The sequence below is a fragment of the Pandoraea commovens genome, from assembly GCF_902459615.1.
Lineage (GTDB): Bacteria > Pseudomonadota > Gammaproteobacteria > Burkholderiales > Burkholderiaceae > Pandoraea > Pandoraea commovens.
The window spans coordinates 788,882-808,244 of the sequence record NZ_CABPSA010000001.1 but is presented as its reverse complement, the minus strand read 5'-3'; the positions used below and the strand labels follow the sequence as shown (position 1 = coordinate 808,244).

The 19,363-nt window shown below is 62.4% G+C and carries 13 protein-coding genes and 1 tRNA gene; 5 read left to right on the top strand and 9 right to left on the bottom strand.

Translation table 11 applies throughout. The features are described from left to right. The 4 genes from PCO31010_RS03490 to mfd all read right to left on the bottom strand — a co-directional run bounded on the left by PCO31010_RS03490 (position 1) and on the right by mfd (position 7,682). A complete protein-coding gene (locus PCO31010_RS03490) occupies positions 1-1,029 on the bottom strand; it encodes a threonine/serine dehydratase family protein (protein WP_150662990.1) in 1,029 nt (342 codons plus the stop codon). Positions 1,030-1,148: 119 nt separating this feature from the next. Further along, positions 1,149-2,435, bottom strand: a complete 1,287-nt coding sequence (locus tag PCO31010_RS03485) for an MFS transporter (protein ID WP_150662989.1) — start codon at positions 2,433-2,435, stop codon at positions 1,149-1,151. A gap of 260 nt (positions 2,436-2,695) precedes the next feature. Further along, positions 2,696-3,910, bottom strand: a complete 1,215-nt coding sequence (gene argE, locus PCO31010_RS03480) for an acetylornithine deacetylase (RefSeq protein WP_039397882.1) — start codon at positions 3,908-3,910, stop codon at positions 2,696-2,698. 298 nt (positions 3,911-4,208) lie between these two features. Then, a complete protein-coding gene (mfd, locus tag PCO31010_RS03475) occupies positions 4,209-7,682 on the bottom strand; it encodes a transcription-repair coupling factor (RefSeq protein WP_150662988.1) in 3,474 nt (1,157 codons plus the stop codon). Positions 7,683-7,790: 108 nt separating this feature from the next. Between mfd and ispD the strand changes: the two genes are divergently transcribed. Together ispD and ispF are read left to right on the top strand one after the other, a co-directional pair. Continuing rightward, positions 7,791-8,513 carry a 2-C-methyl-D-erythritol 4-phosphate cytidylyltransferase gene (gene ispD, locus PCO31010_RS03470; RefSeq protein WP_150662987.1) on the top strand — a complete coding sequence of 241 codons (723 nt, stop codon included), beginning with the start codon at positions 7,791-7,793 and terminating at the stop codon, positions 8,511-8,513. A gap of 64 nt (positions 8,514-8,577) precedes the next feature. Further along, positions 8,578-9,108 (top strand): 2-C-methyl-D-erythritol 2,4-cyclodiphosphate synthase, encoded by a 531-nt coding sequence (gene ispF, locus PCO31010_RS03465; protein WP_150662986.1) that lies wholly within the window; start codon positions 8,578-8,580, stop codon positions 9,106-9,108. A gap of 137 nt (positions 9,109-9,245) precedes the next feature. On the opposite strand, the gene PCO31010_RS03460 is transcribed toward ispF, so the two are convergent. The 4 genes from PCO31010_RS03460 to ompR form a co-directional block, all read right to left on the bottom strand. Then, positions 9,246-9,773, bottom strand: coding sequence for a carboxymuconolactone decarboxylase family protein (locus tag PCO31010_RS03460; protein WP_150662985.1), 528 nt, complete (start codon positions 9,771-9,773; stop codon positions 9,246-9,248). Positions 9,774-9,831: 58 nt separating this feature from the next. Next, positions 9,832-10,380 carry a peroxiredoxin gene (locus tag PCO31010_RS03455; RefSeq protein WP_150662984.1) on the bottom strand — a complete coding sequence of 183 codons (549 nt, stop codon included), beginning with the start codon at positions 10,378-10,380 and terminating at the stop codon, positions 9,832-9,834. 240 nt (positions 10,381-10,620) lie between these two features. Further along, the gene (locus tag PCO31010_RS03450; RefSeq protein WP_150662983.1) at positions 10,621-11,961 is read right to left on the bottom strand and encodes an ATP-binding protein; all 1,341 of its coding nucleotides are present in this window, start codon (positions 11,959-11,961) and stop codon (positions 10,621-10,623) included. A gap of 195 nt (positions 11,962-12,156) precedes the next feature. Continuing rightward, a complete protein-coding gene (gene ompR / locus PCO31010_RS03445; RefSeq protein ID WP_010808867.1) occupies positions 12,157-12,882 on the bottom strand; it encodes an osmolarity response regulator transcription factor OmpR in 726 nt (241 codons plus the stop codon). 695 nt (positions 12,883-13,577) lie between these two features. Here ompR and PCO31010_RS03435 point away from each other — a divergent pair. Both PCO31010_RS03435 and PCO31010_RS03430 read left to right on the top strand, forming a co-directional pair. Then, positions 13,578-15,257 (top strand): DUF1800 domain-containing protein, encoded by a 1,680-nt coding sequence (locus tag PCO31010_RS03435; RefSeq protein WP_150662981.1) that lies wholly within the window; start codon positions 13,578-13,580, stop codon positions 15,255-15,257. Between the two features lie 187 nt (positions 15,258-15,444). Further along, positions 15,445-16,671, top strand: a complete 1,227-nt coding sequence (locus PCO31010_RS03430; RefSeq protein ID WP_150662980.1) for a DUF1501 domain-containing protein — start codon at positions 15,445-15,447, stop codon at positions 16,669-16,671. Between the two features lie 141 nt (positions 16,672-16,812). On the opposite strand, the gene hpnD is transcribed toward PCO31010_RS03430, so the two are convergent. Continuing rightward, positions 16,813-17,688 carry a presqualene diphosphate synthase HpnD gene (gene hpnD / locus PCO31010_RS03425; protein ID WP_150662979.1) on the bottom strand — a complete coding sequence of 292 codons (876 nt, stop codon included), beginning with the start codon at positions 17,686-17,688 and terminating at the stop codon, positions 16,813-16,815. Positions 17,689-17,998: 310 nt separating this feature from the next. On the opposite strand from hpnD, the gene PCO31010_RS03420 reads away from it, so the two are divergent. Next, positions 17,999-18,085 (top strand) — tRNA-Leu (locus PCO31010_RS03420). Positions 18,086-19,363 lie beyond the last annotated feature (1,278 nt).

Sequence of the window (19,363 nt, the reverse complement as noted above, 5' to 3'; positions counted from 1 at the left end):
TCAGCCGTTCGCTTCGGCGGCGAGGGCGGCTTCGATGTGGCGGTTGAACGTCGCGGTATCGGTGTTCGTCCCGCACAGCAGGACACCCACGCGCTTGCCCATGAGCTTGTCGCGCAGCGGGCCCATCAACGCAGCTGTCGCCGCCGCACACGCCGGTTCCACCGCCAGCTTCAACTGACGGAACAGCGTGAGCATGCCCGCGCGCATGTCGTCGTCGGTGACAGTCACCAGTTCGTCGATGTGACGACGGCACAGCGTGTAGCCATACAACTCGGTGTGCGGCGCCATAAGACTGTCCGCGATCCCCGTCATCGGTCCCATCTTGATCGGGCCGCCTTGCGCGAAGCTCTGCGCCATAGCGTCGGCACCGGCAGGCTCCACGCCGTAGACCTTCACGTGCGGCGCGAACAGCTTGATGGCGGTGGCGACACCCGAGATCAGACCGCCGCCGCCAATGGGGACGATCACGGCGTCGAGGTTCGGGGCCTGCTGCATCCATTCGTAGCCGAGCGTGGCAGTGCCGAGAATCGTGCGATAGCCGTTGAACGGATGCACGAAATAGCGGCCTTCTTCCTGTTCCACGCGCTTGACGATCTCGAACGCCTCATGGACGTTCTCCGCGAGAATCAGGTCGGCGCCGTACTCGCGGCACAGCGACGAGCGGGCCGGGCTGGCCGTCTTGAGCATGACCGTCTTGGCGGCCACACCCATCGCCTGCGCCGCGTAAGCGACTGCCACGGCGTGGTTGCCAGCGGATACGCACGTGACGCCTGCCTTGCGTTGTGCATCGTCGAGCGAGAGCAGGTTCGAGAATGCGCCGCGTGCCTTGAACGTCCCCGACGCCTGCAACAGTTCGTACTTGAACGTCACTTCCGTGTTGCCGAGCGTCGGAAAATCGCGGCGGGTGAATACCGGCGTCGTGCGCACGTAGGGCAGCAGCTTCTCGTGCAGCGCGGCAATGGTGTCTTTCGTCGGGACGGGCTGGCCGTCGATGGTCTCGTCGTGCAGGGCAGGGGTCGATTGCGTCACTTGGACTGTGTCTCCGTAGTTAGGGAATCCGATGCGATGTCGGTGCAATCTCGGTCTGATACGGGGCAGGCAACGTCGCCAGCCCCCGTATCGCTACATCACTGCACCGATGCTCGGACTCAGCGCATGCCGATCTTACGGCTGCGCAGCAGCGCGGTAATGCTGATGAGCGCTGCGAAAATCAGATAGAAGCTCGGCGCGAGCTTGTTGCCCGTAGCACCTATCAGCCACGTGATGATAAACGGTGCGAAGCCGCCGAACACGGTCGCCGCGATGTTGTAGCCGAGCGAGAGGCCCGTGGTACGCACCTGCACCGGGAACAGTTCCGTGAGCAGGGCGGGCAGCGCGCCGAAGTAGGTCGTCATCAGCAGGCCGAGCACGATCTGGAACACCATCAGCGAGCCGAATGTCGGGTTCGCGTCGAGGAAGCGGAACATCGGGTAGACAAGCACCAGCAGCGCCACGGCGGCTGCCAGCATCGGCTTGATACGACCGTGCGTGTCCGACCAGTGACCCACGATCGGTGCGACGATCAGTTGCACCACGCCGGTGAGCAGCACCGCCGAGAAGGCGGCCGACGACGGCAGACCCAGTTGCTTGACGGCGTACGTCGGCATGTAGAGCACCAGGTACGTCGCAACGGTGGCCATCACCACCACGCCGATGGCGAGCAGCAGGCGTTCCTTTTGGTCGGTGAAGGTGTCGCGCAGCGGGCTTTGCGTCGGTTCGATGTCGAGGAACTCGGGCGTCTCGTCCAGACGGCGGCGAATGTAGTACGCCACCGGGCCGATCAACAAGCCGAAGAAGAACGGCACGCGCCAGCCCCACGAGGCCATCGCCTCGGGTGAAAGGTTGCCTGTCAGCAATGCGCCGAAGCCAGCCGCCAGCAGGGTCGTGAGACCTTGCGACGCGACCTGCCAGCTAGAGAAGAAGCCGCGACGCTGCGGCGCGTGTTCGGCGAGGAACGCCGTTGCGCTGCCGAACTCACCACCGGCGGAGAAGCCCTGCACCATACGAGCGATGACGATGCCCACCGGCGCGAGCACACCGATGGCGGAGTACGTCGGCATGATCGCGATGAGCAGCGTGCCGACCATCATCATCAGGATCGAAAGGGTGAGCGCGGCTTTGCGTCCCGCGCGGTCGGCGTACGCGCCGATCACGATAGCGCCCAGCGGACGCATGAAGAACGACACCCCGAACGTACCGAGCGTGAGCAGCAGCGACACCGTATCGTTGCCGGTCGGGAAGAACAGTTTCGCGATGGTCACGGCGAAGAAGCCGTACACCACGAGATCGAACCATTCGAGCGCGTTACCGATCGAGGCCGATACGATCACACGCCAGGCGTGTGGGGAAGTGCGGCCGGCCTGTGCCGTCGCGTTGGGGGCTGCGCTTGCGCTCATGGGCGAGATCTCCAAAACCTGTCTGGCGTACGTACTTGTTATCTTGCGGATGGATGTCCTGTGCGCCCTTTTTTTAGGCGTCTGTTACTGCGTGCTTCATTCGTACTGCTTGGGTCTTGCCTGAAACCGGTAATGCACTTGCTGCGAAGGCAACGGGCCGCATCCGTCGAACGGAATACGGCCCGGTTGGACGGCGCTCGCGCCGACCGCGTCCCTGAAATGTTGCGTCGGCCCGAAGCGATCCGGGCCGGTATTCACGCTCAGGCGCCGACGGTGTTGCTGCGAAGGAGCTTTTGCAGGAACGACTCGCACTGCGCGATCTGTTCGAGCGACACGAACTCGTTCGGCTTGTGGGCCTGTTCGATGTTGCCCGGGCCGCACACGATCGAGGGCACGCCTGCGAGCTGGAACTGACCTGCTTCGGTGCCGTAGGCGACCTTGCGCTTGTCGGTGTCCTTGGTGAGCGCACGCACGAGTTGGGTGATGGCGTCCTGCTCCGAGGCGTCGAGTGCCGGGGCAGCCGCAATCTTCTTGAACTCGATGCCTGCGTTCGGATGCTCTTTCTGCATCTTCGGCACCAGCTCGTTCACGGCGTATTCCTGAATGCGCGCGAAGATGCCCTCAGCGTCCACGCCCGGCAGGTTGCGATATTCGAAGACGAATTCGCACAGGGCCGGAATCGTGTTCAGGGCGATGCCGCCCGAGATCGTGCCCGTCTGCGCCGTGGTGAACGGCACGTCGAACAGTTCGTCGAACGGACCGTTCTGCTTGAAGTGATCGGCCAGATCGCGGATGTAGCAGATCAGGCGAGCGGCGTACTCGATGGCGTTCGAGCCCTTCGGCGTGAGCGACGAGTGCGCTGCATGACCGCGCACGCAGCACTGGTAAGCGTTGATGCCCTTGTGCGCGACGATCACACGCATGCTCGTCGGTTCACCCACGATGCAGCCGTCCGGGCGGATGCCGCGCTCGCGCAGTTCGGCGAGCATGACGGGCGCGCCCACGCAGCCGATTTCTTCGTCATACGAAAAGGCGAAATGGAACGGCGTCTTGAGCTTGGCGTCGCGCATCTGGGGCAGCATCGTCATGACCGAGCCGATGAAGCCCTTCATGTCGCACGTGCCGCGGCCATACAGGTTGCCGTCGCGCACCACCGGCTTGAACGGATCGGTGTCCCAGGCCTGGCCGTCGACCGGCACGACGTCGGTGTGACCCGAGAGGACGATGCCGCCTTGCGTGTTGCCATCGGCAGCGGGCAGGGTGACGAACAGGTTGGCCTTGCGCTTCGTGGCGTCGTACGACAGCCACGGTTCGACACCGGCGTGTTGGAGGCTGTCGCGCACCGTCTCGATCAGGCCGAGGTTCGATTCGCGGCTCGTGGTGTCGATGCTGACCAGCTTCGAGATCCAGTCGACCGATGCCGGCTGAGCCTCGTTGGTGGCCTGCGGGGCGATAGCTTGGGAAGCGCTTGTCATTCGAATCTCCGGGAATCTTCCAGTCATACGATCAATACGTTCAATGCGTCGATCACGTTGAATACGTATTGCTACTGGGAAATGTTACTCAAAAATAATTTAGAGGTAAAAGGTTGTGTGAACAACCATTCTTGCCTCGCGGGAAAACGCACGCCGGGCGCGGGTTTGCCCGGACGTGCGTAAAAGCGGTGACGTGGAAATTGCTGCGGTGCACACGAGATTTGCTCGTTTTATTTGGCGTTCGCGGTGTTCCGGGCAAGCATCGTGTGCGTGGCGACGAAATGAGACGTAATGAAACTCAGGCCGCCTTGTTGCCGGATGCGCCGGGTGAGCCCAGCGCGCGCAGCGTTTCCTTGATCGCCCGAACGCGGTCGGTGAGTTGCGCATGCTTCACTTCGATGCGCAGCTTGTCCTGTCCGGCGAGCTTGATGTGGCGGTGTTTCTGTACCAGTTCGATGATGCGCATCGGGTCGACGGGGGGCGTCGGCTCGAATTGCAGTGCGATGGCTTCTTCGCTGGCGTCGATCTTGATGATGCCAAGCGGTTTGGCGAGCAGTCGCAGCCGGTGCGTCTCGATAAGCGCCTGCGCCTGTTGCGGCAGCTTGCCGAAGCGGTCGACGAGTTCTTCCTGAATCGTGTCGATGGCGTCGGGGTGCGTGCCGTTAGCGAGACGTTTGTACAACGAGAGCCGCTCCTGAACGTCGCCGCAGTAGTCGCTCGGCAGAATCGCAGGCACGTGCAGGTTGATTTCCGTCGTGGCGGCGAGCGGGGCGGTGAGGTCCGGCTCGCGACCGGCTTTGAGGGCGCTCACGGCGTCTGCCAGCATGTCGGTGTACAGCTGGAAACCGATTTCGTGAATTTCCCCGGACTGCTTGTCGCCCAGTACTTCGCCAGCACCGCGAATTTCCAGATCGTGCATGGCGAGGTAGAAGCCCGCGCCGAGTTCTTCCATCTGCTGAATGGCTTCGAGACGGCGCTGCGCCTGCTTGGTGAGCGACTTCGGATCGTGCACGAGCAGATAGGCGTAGGCCTGATGGTGCGAACGCCCCACGCGCCCGCGCAACTGGTGCAGTTGCGCCAGACCGAACTTGTCGGCGCGATGCATCAGGATCGTGTTGGCCGTCGGCACGTCGATACCGGTCTCGATGATGGTCGTACACAGCAGCACGTTGGCGCGCTGTGTCACGAAGTCACGCATCACGCGTTCGAGATCGCGCTCGTGCATCTGGCCGTGGGCGACGACGATGCGTGCTTCGGGCACGAGCGCTTCGAGTTGCGCCTTGCGGTTCTCGATCGTCTCCACCTCGTTGTGCAGGAAGTACACCTGCCCACCGCGCTTGAGTTCGCGCAGCATGGCTTCGCGGATCACGCCGTCTTCCTCGCGTCGCACGAAGGTCTTGATTGCCAGACGCTTCTGCGGCGCAGTGGCGATCACCGAGAAATCGCGCAAACCTTCGAGCGCCATGCCCAGCGTGCGCGGGATCGGCGTGGCGGTCAGTGTGAGCATGTCCACTTCGGCGCGCAGCGCCTTGAGCGCTTCTTTCTGACGGACACCGAACCGGTGTTCTTCGTCGATGATGACAAGACCGAGGCGCTGGAACTGGATGTCGTTCGAGAGCAGCTTGTGCGTGCCGATTACGATGTCGACCTGACCTTCGTTGATCGCCTTCACGCTCGCGTTCACTTCCTTCGTCGTCTTGAAGCGTGAGAGCTCGGCGATGCGCACCGGCCAGTCGGCAAAGCGGTCGGAGAAGGTTTGCGCGTGCTGTTCTGCCAGCAGCGTCGTGGGGGCGAGAATGGCGACCTGCTTGCCGTCGAGTACGGCGATGAACGCGGCGCGCAGAGCGACTTCGGTCTTGCCGAAGCCCACGTCCCCGCAGACCAGACGGTCCATCGGACGGCCGCTCGTCATATCGCCCATCACGGCGGCAATGGCGGCTGCCTGATCCGGCGTTTCTTCAAAGCCGAAGCTGTCCGCAAACTTCTCGTAGTCGCGTGGCGACAGCTCGAACGCATAGCCCGAGCGTGCGGCACGGCGGGCATAAAGGTTAAGCAGTTCGGCGGCGGTGTCGCGAATCTGCTGCGCGGCCTTGCGTTTGGCCTTCTCCCACTGGCCGGAGCAGAGCGAGTGCAGCGGTGCGGTGTCCGGATCTGCGCCGCTGTAGCGCGAAATCAGATGCAGTTGCGAGACCGGCACGTACAGCTTGCTGTCGCCCGAGTACTCGAGATGCAGGAACTCGGTTTCGCCTTCGCCGAGATCCATGCTGACGAGACCGTGATAGCGGCCGATGCCGTGCTGACTGTGGACGACCGGGTCGCCAACCTTCAGCTCGGCCAGATCGCGCACCATCGAGTCGACCGACGTCGCCTGCTCCTGGCGGCGCTTACCCGCACGGCGGGCGAGCCCTTCGTAAAGCTCGTTCTCGGTGACGAAGGCGAGGTCTTCCGTCGGCAACAGGAAACCGGCGGCCAGCGGGGCGACGCCGATCGCAAAGCGCTTGTCCGACGTCAGAAAGTCTTCGAGCGATTCGACGCTTGTCGGGCGCAGGTCGTTGTCGTGCAGCAGTTGCAGCAACGTCTCACGACGGCCAGCTGAGTCGGCGCACAGCAGCACGCGCGCGGGCGTGCGTGCCAGATAGGCGCGCAGGGCGGCGAGCGGATCGTCCGCACGACGGTTGATGGCCAACGGCGGCAGCGGAATCGCCCAACTGCCGTCGCCGGGTGTGGGCAGCGTCAGGCGAGCGAAGGGTTTGGCGAGCGTGAAGAAGTCCTGATCGAGCAGGAACAGTTGCTCCGGCGGCAGCACCGGGCGCTCGCGGTCGTGCGACAGGAAGTTGTAGCGCTGGCGGGTGTCGTTCCAGAAGCGGTTGATGGCCGCGTCGAGATCGCCGACGAAAACGAGTTGCGCGTCGGCTGGCAGATAGTGAAACAGCGTGGCCGTCTCTTCGAAGAACAACGGCAGGTAATACTCGATACCGGCCGACGGCACGCCGCTGCCGATGTCCTTGTAGATCGGGCTGCGGCTCGGATCGCCTTCGAAGACTTCGCGCCAACGGCCCCGGAAGGCCGTGCGGGCGGGTTCGTCGAACGGGAATTCGCGGCCGGGCAGCAGACGCACTTCCTTCACCGGATACAGGCTGCGCTGCGTGTCGGGATCGAACGCGCGAATGCTGTCGATGGTGTCGTCGAACAGATCGAGACGGTACGGCAGTACCGAGCCCATTGGGTAGAGGTCGATCAGGCCGCCTCGCACGCAGTATTCGCCGGGGCGCATGACCTGACTCACGTGCTCGTAGCCCGCGAGCGTCAATTGCGACTTCAGACGCGCTTCGTCGAGCCGTTCGCCCTGCGTGAAGAAGAACGTGTAGGCCGCCATGTAGCTGGCGGGTGCCATGCGATAGAGCGCCGTGGTTGCGGGCACAAGCACGATATCGCAGCGCTTCTCGCCCAGATCGTGCAGCGTGGCGAGACGTTCGGAGACCAGATCCTGGTGTGGCGAGAACGTGTCGTAGGGCAGCGTTTCCCAGTCGGGGAGCAAGCGCACGCGGGCTTCGGGCGCGCACCACTTCAGCTCCTGCTGAAGGCGCAGCGCATCCGTGGCTTGCGCGCAGACCACGGCCAGCAACGGCAGGCGCTCGCGATTCTCTTCGAAATAGCGGGCGATGAGCAGGGCGTCGCTCGATGCGTGCGAGCCGGCGAAAGCGTAACGCTGTCCCGCTTTTACGAGCGGCACAGGCACGGTATTACGGGATAGGGCGTTGGCGGAGGACATAAGAAAACGTTGCAGAAATGGCAAAGCACGGGGCTCCACTCGCATGGGGCCCCGTGACAGTCAGCGTCTATTATAAAATCCCTGCTTTATCCTTACCTGCGTTTTATCGTGAGCGACCGACTTTTTGCCGTGATCCCGTGTGCCGGGGCCGGTGTACGCGCCGGGGCCGACGTGCCCAAGCAATACCGAAGCGTCGGCGGACGTCCCATGCTTCACTATGCGCTCGCCGCGTTCGACGCCTGTTCCGAATTCGCGCAGACCGTGCTGGTGCTGGCGCCGGACGACAATCATTTCGACGGACGACGCTTCGGCACGTTGCGTTTCGCCGTGCGCCGCTGTGGCGGCCCGTCGCGCCATGCGTCGGTGCTGGGCGGGCTTCAGGCGCTCACCGAGTTCGGCGCACAGGATACCGACTGGGTGCTCGTGCACGATGCAGCGCGTCCCGGGATTACACCTGAACTGATCCGTACGCTCGTGGGTGCCCTGCGCGACGATCCCGTCGGCGGTATTCTGGCGCTGCCTGTCGCCGATACGCTCAAACGTGAGCAGCCCCCGGTCGAGAAGGGCAAGCTGGCGGCGATTCAGGCCACCGAGTCGCGCGACGGACTCTGGCAGGCGCAGACGCCGCAGATGTTCCGTCTCGGCATGCTCCGTCACGCGCTGGAAGACGCGCTCGCCGCCGGGGCCGAAGTCACCGACGAGGCCAGCGCCATTGAGCGCATGGGCCACGCGCCGAAGCTCGTGCGCGGTAGCCTGCGCAACTTCAAGGTGACGTATCCCGAAGATTTCGCGCTGGCCGAGGCGTTTCTCGGCATGGCAAAACCGGCCTGAGCGTCGACCGGCCGACGTGAACTGACGTGCCGTATTTCCGCCTCTGGCGATTTCAAGACTCCACATGACTGAACAAGCTGTTTCTCCTGTTTCTCCCGTTTCGCTGGCCGCACTGTCCAAACTCCGCATCGGTCAGGGCTACGACGTGCATGCACTCGTGCCGGGCCGTCCGCTCATCATGGGCGGCGTGACGATCCCGTTCGAGCGCGGCCTGCTCGGCCACTCGGACGCCGATGTGCTGCTTCATGCGATCACCGATGCTGTGCTCGGTGCCGCTGCGCTGGGCGACATCGGTCGTCACTTCCCGGATACCGACCCGACGTTCAAGGGCGCGAACAGCGTCGTTCTGCTCAAGGAGGCGATGCGTCGCGTGCGTGAGCAGGGTTACGAGATCCTGAACGTCGACTGCACGGTCGTCGCACAGGCCCCGAAGCTCGCGCCGCATATTGCAGCGATGACGCAGTCGATTGCAGACGCACTGGGCGTTAGCGTCGCGCAGGTGAATGTCAAGGCGAAGACAAACGAAAAGCTGGGCTACCTCGGACGTCAGGAAGGCATTGAAGCGCAAGCGGCGGCGTTGCTGATCGGACGCTAATGTTGCTGCGGTACGCTTAAGTCTCTGACCTTGCCGTCAGCCGGACGCAAGCAAAACGGCGCTACCGGAATCGTCCGGTAGCGCCGTTTTTATTGGGCGACGACGTATGTCGTTCGCCGCATCGAAGCGTAGGAAGCTTATGCAGCTTCGGCAGCGATCACCTGAGCCGCGGCATTGATGACGGCAGCGATACGGCCGACGTCACGCAGTTGCGCGGTGCTCATGCCGTGCTCGGCGGAGAGCAGGTGAGCGTGCGACTTCACGCAGAAGTGGCACTTGCCGACGATGGACGCGGCCAGCGCGTACATCTCGAAGCGACGCTGGTCGACACCGCCACGCGTGGCGTAGCCGTTCATGCGCAGTTGGGCCTTTTCGTTCTTGAGCTCGGCGTTGTCGGCCATCTCGAGATACGGATACCAGGTGTTGTTCATGCCCATGAGCGCGGCTGCGGTCAACGCGCCTTCAAGCTCTTCCGGGGACAGCACGCCAGCTTCGCGAATTGCCTTAACGAGCGGCTGGCTCTTGGCTGCGAACGCAGCGGCGAGGGCCACGCCGACGGCGTCATTGCCTTCCAGCGAGGAGCGGACGATGGTGCCGTCGAGGTTCAGGCGGATGTCCTTGGCGTAGTCAGGGATCTGCGCCTTAATCGCGGTGATGAATTCCATAAATTTCTCCTATTGCTTTGGGCTGAAAAAGCCCGCTTGCGCGGGCTTCGGGAGACGCTTAGAGCGTTTCACCGCCAACTGCACGGTTGCACGGGCAGAGTTCGTCCGTTTGCAGACCGTCCAGAATACGGAGAACTTCTTCCGGGTTACGGCCGACGTTCAGGTTGTTCACCGACACGTGCTGGATGACGTTGTCCGGGTCAACGATGAACGTTGCACGCAGTGCCACGCCAGCTTGCTTGTCGCGCACGCCCAGTTGGTCGATCAGAGCACCGGTCGTGTCGCCGAACGAGTAGTGGTTCAGCTTGCTCAGGTCCTTGTGCTCACGGCGCCATGCCAGCTTCACGAATTCGTTGTCACCCGAGCCGCCGAGCAGCACTGCGTCACGATCAGCGAAGTCGTTGGCCAGCTTGCCGAATTCCACGATTTCGGTCGGGCACACGAAGGTGAAATCCTTCGGGTAGAAGTAGATGATCTTCCACTTGCCCGGGAACGAGGCTTCGGTGATCGTTTCGAAAGCCGACACGCCGTTTTCTTCGTGGTTGTTGAAACCAGGCTTGGCCGCTTCGACCGAGAACGCTTCGAGTTTATCGCCGACAGTCTTCATCGATTACTCCTAAATTAGTGCGGTTTATGTCGTGATATCGCAAGGACATCAAAACTGGCAACTGACCGAGTTCACGCGATCCCGGTCAACCAAAGCAGTATACGCTATCAAACTTATGATAGCAATAGCTTATTTTTATGTGGGGGATAGTTAAAACAAATCCCTTCGATAGGATTTTGCGGCTTCGGGCGAGGCCAAGCCTTGAGCATAGCCAAATTTTCGTCCGATCACATCAAACACTTATTTAGCAAGCGGAAATGACACCGTGATTTCAAGTCCGGAGCCGGGGTGTACGTTACGCAGCGAGGCATGACCTTTGTAGCGCGTCGCGATGCGCTGGACGATGGCCATGCCCAGCCCCGTGCCGTCGGCCTTCGTGCGGGCGGTGTCCACACGATAGAAGGGACGGAACACGAGGTGCAATTGATCCTCGGGGATGCCGGGACCGGTATCGCGCACGCGCATCTCGACGCGTTCGCCGAGGACTCGTGTGGAGATGTGGACGTTGGCGACGTCGGTTTGCGCATCGCGGCCGTACTTGCGAGCGTTTTCGATCAAGTTCGTGAGCAGACGCTTGAGGTCGGTGCGCTCGGCCAGTATCAGCGCCGTATCGGCGAGTTCGACGGTGATGTTCAGTTCTTCGCGTCCGTCGAAAGCGCTTGCCGTATCGCGCGCGACTTCGGACAGATCCACGGCCTGTGCCGTGCGCGAAGCCGGGCGGGCGTAATCGAGGAAGCGGCCGATGATCTCGTCCATTTGCTCGATGTCGCTGATCATGTCGCGTTTGACCGTTTCGTCCGACGGGCTCATTTCCGTCTCGAGGCGCAGGCGCGCGAGCGGTGTGCGCAGATCGTGCGAGATGCCGGCGAGCATCAACGCCCGGTCGGCTTCGAGCCGGTCGAGTTCCTCCACCATCTGATTGAAACTTCGGTTGGCCTCGGCCGCTTCGCCCATGCCGCGCTCGGGCAATGGATCGGGACGCTGACCTTCGCCGATGGCGCGTGCCGCATGGGCGAGCCGCGCGAACGGCCGGTTCACGAGCGCCGTGATGAACGCCGCGCCGATGAGCGAGAGGGCGAGTGCGAACGTCCCCCAACTGAACAGTTGAAGGCCTGTCGCCGTGTCGATCCGGTCTTGCTCGATGGCGACCCAGTAGTCGTCTTCATCGATCTTGAAGCTGATCCACATGGCGGGAATCTCGTTGACCGAGGCGGCGATGACGGTGTCGGTGCCAAGGCGTCGCTGTACGTCGCGCACGATCAGGTCCTGCACGACGCCACCAGGTTGCTTCTCGATCGAATCGGCCGGTTCGCGCGGGTAGACGCGAATGCCTTCGTTACTTTCCAGATCCTGAAGTAATGCGCGGCGCAGGTCCGGCTCGGAATAGAGCAGGGCTGTGCGCGTGAGTTTGACGATGGAGACGAGTTGCTGTGCGACGCGCTGTGCTCGCGGCTCGCGTTCGATCACGCGAAAGCTCTGATACCACGCGGCGAGGCTGACGCCGATGAGCAGTGCGATGAGGAAAAAGGTACGCCAGAACAGACCGCCGAACAGCCCGCGTACCATCCGAATCGGATGCATGGGGTTGCTCCGTCTAATGCGTGACGAGGGCGGGTCGGAAGGTCCGAAGCGCGCAAGATTCGAAATGACGGAGGCTCATGGGAGCCACGGCGAGCGACATGAATTGCAGGAATTGCGAGGTGAGGCAAGTCAAGACGCCGGTGCGCGAATGGGTCACGACCGGCGTCGTTTTGTAGCGCGAGACGTGATGCGCGATCACGCGCCGCCGTCCGGGATGAACACGTAGCCGAGGCCCCATACCGTCTGAATGAAGCGGGGGCTGCCCGGGTCCGGTTCGATGAGCTTGCGCAGACGCGAGATCTGCACGTCGAGGCTTCGGTCGAAGACTTCGTATTCACGGCCGCGCGCAAGCTCCATGAGCTTTTCGCGCGAGAGCGGTTGACGCGGATGACGTGCAAAGACCTTGAGGACCGAGAACTCGCCCGTCGTCAGGGCAATTTCCTGGCCGTTCTTGGTGAGCGTGCGTGTGGCGAGGTTCAGAGCGAAGTCACCGAACTCGAACGTCTCCATGGTTTCGCTGGGTGCACCCGGAAGTTCGGGCGGGGCCTGGCGACGCAGGACGGCGTGAATGCGGGCGACGAGTTCGCGCGGATTGAAGGGCTTGGGGAGATAGTCGTCGGCGCCCATCTCGAGACCGACGATACGGTCGACATCCTCGCCTTTGGCCGTTAACATGATGATCGGCGTGCGGTCATTCGCGCCACGCAGACGGCGACAAATAGAGAGACCGTCTTCACCGGGGAGCATCAGGTCCAGCACGAGCAGATCGAAGCGCTCGCGCACCCAAAGCTTGTTCATGGCCGTTGCATTTTCGGCCACAAAGACATTGAAACCCTGTTCCCCGAGGTAACGACGAAGCAGGTCGCGCAGGCGCGGATCGTCGTCGACAACCAGAATTTTGGGAGAGTTTTTGTTTTCCATGCCACGTATCTTAGCCCGAAATGTTGCGAACTGAGGAGGCCGCCAAAGCGGGTTACAAAGGGTTACACAATTTACCCTACGGCTTGTGCGCTGACCATAGGCAGTGGGTACACTTGCACCCCTGCCAGGGCAAAAACAGCCGCATGGCATGAAGGACATACGCACAAGATGAGATGGGCTGCTGAGTTTACGCTACTGTTCGGGGGAATCATGCTCTGGGGGCACCTGGGCGTGACCTATGCCCGTCCCGTCGCGCATTTCAGTACGCAGCATCAGGGCGCGAGTGCGCCGCGGATTCAGCGCGCGGCCCCGGCGCCTTCGCCGCGCAATCCCTCCAAGAATGCCCCGGCCAGCGATCCCAACGCCGATCGCCGCAACGACGACCTCCCGAATACGCCTCCCGGGCGACGTCCCAACGGACATATGTCACCGGAAGATCGACGATTGCTGCGTCAACACATTCAAGACGCCGTGCGTGAACTGTATAGTCACTGACACGACGCTCGCCGTTCCCCTTGTCCGAGATCCGTTCGGGCCAGATGGGGAAACGCCGCGAAACGCTTCTTCCGAAAACGCCAGTGACGCCACTTTGACGAGAGCGTGACATGAAGCAAAACCGACCCCCGCCAGCCTCTGCCGACGCTGGCTTTTTTTGCGTCCGAAATACCGAGTCCTGCGATGGATTACCTATTTCGATGGTGTCGCCCGGGACGGCCGGGGCATCGGCGCTTTCGGTCGCGTCCTCGTTGCCACTATTGGCTAGGGCGAAATTCCTTTCCGTACGTGCGACGGTTCTCTCAGGGGCGGCAGCGGCGGTTTGCCTTGCGTCGCCGCTCGCCGATGCATCCGGTTCGCGTCACGCGGATGCGCAACACACTGCTCAGTCGACGCGTACCAAGACATCGACGTTGGCGACGCCCGCCGTCGATGCATCCCGCCGCGAACTGACGGCCGACGACGCGCGCTACCTGCTCACGCGCACCGGCTACGCGCCGGACGCCCGCGAGCTGGCTCCTTTCGTCGGCCTGACCCGTGCGCAGGCCGTAGACCGGTTGTTGGCGCAGACAAGGCGGACGGCGGTGACGCCGCCCCCGGCGTGGGTCTCGGAGCCGCCGTTGGCCAGTGTGCCGGTCAAGGGCATGACGGATGCGCAGCGTCGTGAGCTCAATGAGCGCCGCAATCGCATGTCGGCGTCGCTCAAGGCGTGGTGGGCACAGGAAATGGCGACCACGCCGTCGCCGCTAACCGAACGTATGACGATGTTCTGGCATAACCACTTCGTCTCGAGCGACGACAAAGTGCGTGAGCCGGCCGTGCTCTATCGCCAGAACGTGCTGCTGCGCGCGAACGCGCTGGGCAACTTCGGCGTGATGCTGCACGAGGTGTCGAAGGACCCCGCGATGCTCATCTATCTGGATGGCGCGAACAGCCGCAAGGGGCGTCCCAACGAGAACTTCGCGCGCGAGGTGATGGAGCTGTTCACGCTGGGCGAAGGGCATTACACCGAGCAGGATGTGCGCGAGGCGGCGCGTGCCTACACCGGGTGGAGCATCGACAGGCCGACGATGACCTACGTCTGGCGTCCCAATTTCCACGATACGGGCGTGAAGACCGTGCTGAACCAGACGGGCGACTTCGACGGCGATCAGATGCTCGACGTGCTGCTGGCGCGTCCGGAGACGGCGGTGTTCGTCACCGGCAAGCTTTGGCGCGAATTCGTGTCGCCGACGCCCGACCCGGTGCAGGTTGACCGGATTGCCGCGACGTTCCGGCAGAGCGGCTACGACATTCGTGTCGCGTTGCGCGCCTTGCTGCTCACGCCAGCGTTTTGGGATTCGCGTACGCGCGGTGCGCTGGTGAAGTCGCCATCCGAGTTCGTGACGGATGCGGTGAGGCAATTCGACATCGGCTACGACGATCCGGAGATGCTCGCGCAGCAGATGCGTGTGCTGGGGCAGGACTTGTTCCGGCCACCGAACGTGAAGGGCTGGCCGGGCGGCGACGCGTGGATCGACAGCACCACGTTGCTTGCGCGCAAGCAGTTCGTCGAGCGCATGTTCCGCGCGACGGAGAACGCCAATGCGGGTGGGCCGTCGATGACTGTACCGTCCATGTCGGCGCGTCCCGGCGTGCAGCGCGCGGCGTTACGTCCCGCGCAGCCGATGCCGCGAACGGTGGCGGGCGTGCGCTTCGATCTGTCTCGATGGCTGCAACCCTATACGCTCGGGCCGGTGGATGTGCCGGACGTGGGCGAGCGCGAGTCCTTGCAGCGTGCTGTGTTGCCGCTTGCGCCGGCGGCGCTGCAAACGCCTGGCGTCAACAGTGCGGCGTTTCTGCAAGCGCTATTGATGGACCCTGCGTATCAGTTGAAGTGATCGAAACGATGGCGATCGCGAAAACTGCGGCGATGGGGATGGATGTGACGACAGGGACGTTCGGGGCAGTTCGGGCGACTGTGACGATTCAGGCGCTTGGGACGCAGGACGATGGCGAGTTGGGTGACAGGTATGTTTGCGACTTGCGCTCGGGTGGTGAGTCAGGGCGGGTCATGAGAGGTGTGAGATGCGTCGACGTGATTTTCTGACGTTCGCGGGTGGTCTCGGGGCGGCTTGGCTGACGCCGATGCCGGTGTTGGCCGCTGCGCGCGATCTGTCCGGGATATTGCCGGGCGGTGGCGGCAACTATGGCAATTTGCTGATCCTGATCGAGCTTAAGGGCGGCAACGACGGCTTGAACACGGTCATCCCTTATTCGGACGCCATGTATGCGAGCTTGCGTCCCACGATTGGCGTCAAGCGTGAGCAGGTCGTGCAGTTGGACGAGCGCAGCGGGTTGCATCCGGAGATGCGCGCTTTGTTGCCGATGTGGCAGGCGAACGAGTTGGCGATCGTGCAGGGGGTGGGGTATCCGCAGCCGAATCTGTCGCACTTCCGGTCGATTGAGATCTGGAATACGGCATCTCGCTCGGATGAGTATTTGCGTGATGGATGGTTATCGCGGGCGTTCGCAGAGCAGGCGGTGCCGTCGGGTTTCGACGCCGATGGTGTGATCGTCGGCAGTGCGGAGTTGGGGCCGTTGAGCGGTGGTGCGCGGGCGGTGACGCTGACGAATCCGGCGCAGTTTTTACGCGATGCGAGTCTGGCGTCTACGAATGTTGCGCAGGTGAGCAATCCGGCGTTGGCACACGTGCTGCGGGTGGAGAACGACATTGTGAAGGCCGCGGACGGTTTGCGTCCGCGCCAGGGGCAGTATGTTTTGCGCACGCCGATGCCGCAGGGGGCTTTTGGCAATGTGGTGAAGACGGCGTTGCAGGTGGTCGCCGCGGCGGATTCACCGGCCGGTGTGCCGCAGCCGGGGCGTGGCGTGGCGGTGTTGCGTCTCACGCTCAATGGATTCGATACGCATCAGAACCAGATGGGGCAGCAGGCGAACCTGTTGCGTCAATTGTCGCAGGGGATGATGGCGTTGCGGGCGGGGCTGACCGAGCTGAACCGATGGCAGTCGACGATGATCGTGACGTATGCCGAGTTCGGACGGCGTCCGCGAGAGAATCAGAGTGGGGGGACGGATCACGGCACGGTCGCGCCGCACTTCATCGCGGGTGGGCGAGTGCGTGGCGGCCTGTATGGCGAAGCGCCGAGACTGGATCGGCTGGATGGCAACGGCAACTTGCCGTTTGCCGTCGATTTCCGCGACGTCTACGCGACGGTGCTGCAGCGTTGGTGGGGCCTGAACCCACAGCCCGTGCTGGGCGGCGCGTTCAAGCCGTTGGATGTGATGCGGGTTTGAGAGGTGGTGAAGACGCTGCGGCAGCGTGGTTTGCGGGCTTGAGTTCGCGGTCGGTCTGGTGCGTTGTGTTCAAGCCGTTGCCTGTGCTGAGGTGGAGTGCCGAGAGCGTAGCGGTGTAGGGATGCGTAAACCCTCGTGTCTTCAGCGAGCTCGCCAGGCCCGCCAAAATTTGCGCAGCGGCGTGAGGTCGATCCGCTGATGGAGCACTTGATAGTCGCTCGCGGCGACTTCGTCCATCAATGCCAACTGCAGCGCGGCGAGGGCGAGCAGCGGGCGTTGCTTGCGACGATCCTGTTTAGGGATCGCGACGGCGGCGTCGGTGATGGCCTGACGTGCGCGTGCGTGCTGGAACTTCATTAGCTCGACAAAAGCGGGCGAGTACTTGCCGTTCTGAATGTCGGCGGCAGTGACGCCGAAGCGCTGAAGTTCGTCGATGGGGAAATAGACGTAACCGGAGCGCGCGTCGACACCGGCGTCGGTGACACGTCGTCCGAGCGTGATGGCATGGCCGAGGGCGCGCGCGAGGGCGGGCGTTTGCGGGTCGTCGAAACCGTAGACTTGGGACGTGAGTTCTGCGGGGGCGCCGCCGGCGGCATCGCAATAGTGCGTGAGACCGGCGAAGTCGAGGTAGCGCATCTGCGAGAGATCCATCTCGGCACCGTGCAGGACGGCTTCGAAAGTGTCGCGCGAGAGCTTGCTGCTTTGCACGACGGCAAGGAGTGCTCGAGTGACCGGATGGGCGGGGTTGCCAGCAAAGAGGCGGGCCAGCTCCTGACGCCACCAGTCGAGCTTGGCGTGTGCGACGCCGGGGTCATGGACGGCCGAGTGAATATCGGCGATTTCCTGACAAAAGGCGTGGACGGCATAAGCGGCGTCGCGCTTGGATGGTGGCAGTTGGAGCAGGGCGTAATAGAGCGCGGATCCGGGCGGGCCTGCTTTTTGGCGGCAGTACGCGTTGGCCTGGGTGATGTTGGCGGGGGAGCCGGAGGCGTCGTCGGCGGTCTCGTGGGGTTGCATGCGAATGGGGTATCGGTTTGGTCAGGTGCCCGGAAATCGGTGCGCGGGCGTTTAGGTGCGTAAGCGCGCACGCGGGCAGAAGCCATGAATTGGTGCGAATTCTAGCATTGCGAGCCGACCGGACGCGTGGGACGGTGCGGGGGCGAGCGGAGATTGCCGGTCGAAATCGGTTCGTGTAGAATACGCGCCTGCTTTGACGCATGCAGCGGGGCGGCGACAAGTCGCCCTTTTTCATGTCCGACAGGACGCATGCATGTCGTCGACCCGATGCCGGGATGTCGCACCTAAAAGGTAACGACGCCCACGGGCTGCGAGGATGGCGAAATTGGTAGACGCACCAGGTTTAGGTCCTGACGCCCGAAAGGGTGTAGGGGTTCGAGTCCCCTTCCTCGCACCAACTCCCCGTTTTGGCATCGGTTTCGTAGGTCTCACTTCTTCCCGCAATATCTTGCAAACGACCTGCCTGTAAGGCTTGGCGAGGTTCTTTGCGTGAATTCCGATTGTTCGAGGGACGTCCAAAATCTCACCTCGTCACCTCCAAAATTGCAGCCGACCCCCTCGATTTCTTACCCGACGATTCGCCCACGAATGGGGTGAGAAGTTGCAGTGCGAACGCCTCGCGCCGAGCATGTCTCGCGTTGACGCATTTGGCACGACTTGATGCGTCATCGCATCAACCGTCACGGTCTTGACGACAGAAGTTCTTCACTGGAACTCCCTAGAGATCGCATTCGGACGGAGCGGTAAAATGCGCTTCAGATGACGCGAAGAGGTCATTCAATTCAATCATTACGCGGAGGACTTCACAAATGCGCAAACTCACTTTCCTGCTTCTCGCGACCACCGTCTTGCTTGCAAGCTGTGCCGTGTACGTTCCCGACGACGGACCGCATGGTGGTCGTGGTGGCCCGGGCAATGGTTTCTGCCCGCCCGGACAAGCGAAAAAAGGGAATTGTTAACGCAATAGGCTTCATGCCCGCCAGTGCCCCCGCAGACGGCGGCGCTGGCGACGGATTGAGACCAAGAGGCACTTCCCAGCCCCATATGCTCCCAGGATGACCTCCATACGTACGCGTCGATTCGGGGCATGCTAACTAGGTAGTCTGCGCGTATGCGTGCAGATGGTTCGTAGTCTTTGTCCTAGTTTCCAATTTCTGCACTCGACGAAGTGCATCCTCGTCGCGGTGGCGCAGGTCACTATTGGCGGTTGTTTTAGGCGGACCGGCAACGCTCAGGCCAGACGTTCGCGCCAGTCGCTTTCTCGCTACGCAACCCATCCGATCGTTCGCACCCTAGACTCAGTTCATGCATGGCAGTCCCCTGTCGTGTGTGTCGTGAGAGGAAGTGCTTGCCCCGGCATTGACGAATGCCGGGGCTTTTTTATGTCCAAGCGGCGTACGCGATTTGTCGCTCACCGTTGGTCTTCTTCTTAGATTTCTTTGACGAGGTGACACACGTTCTTGATCGTCCAAACCCGTCAAACCCGCGCGTGGTGGTGCTATCAACGCGATTCGATTTCATGACGTCGTTGCCAACGCCGCGTCCTCAAATTACGGATGTGAATCGGGACCGACATCGCTCATTACACTCGCTTTTGCATGGTCGCCCCTTCCCGTCCATGTTGTAGTTTTGGCCCCGACGATCTCGCCGTCGGGGCATTTTTTGCGTTATGCAT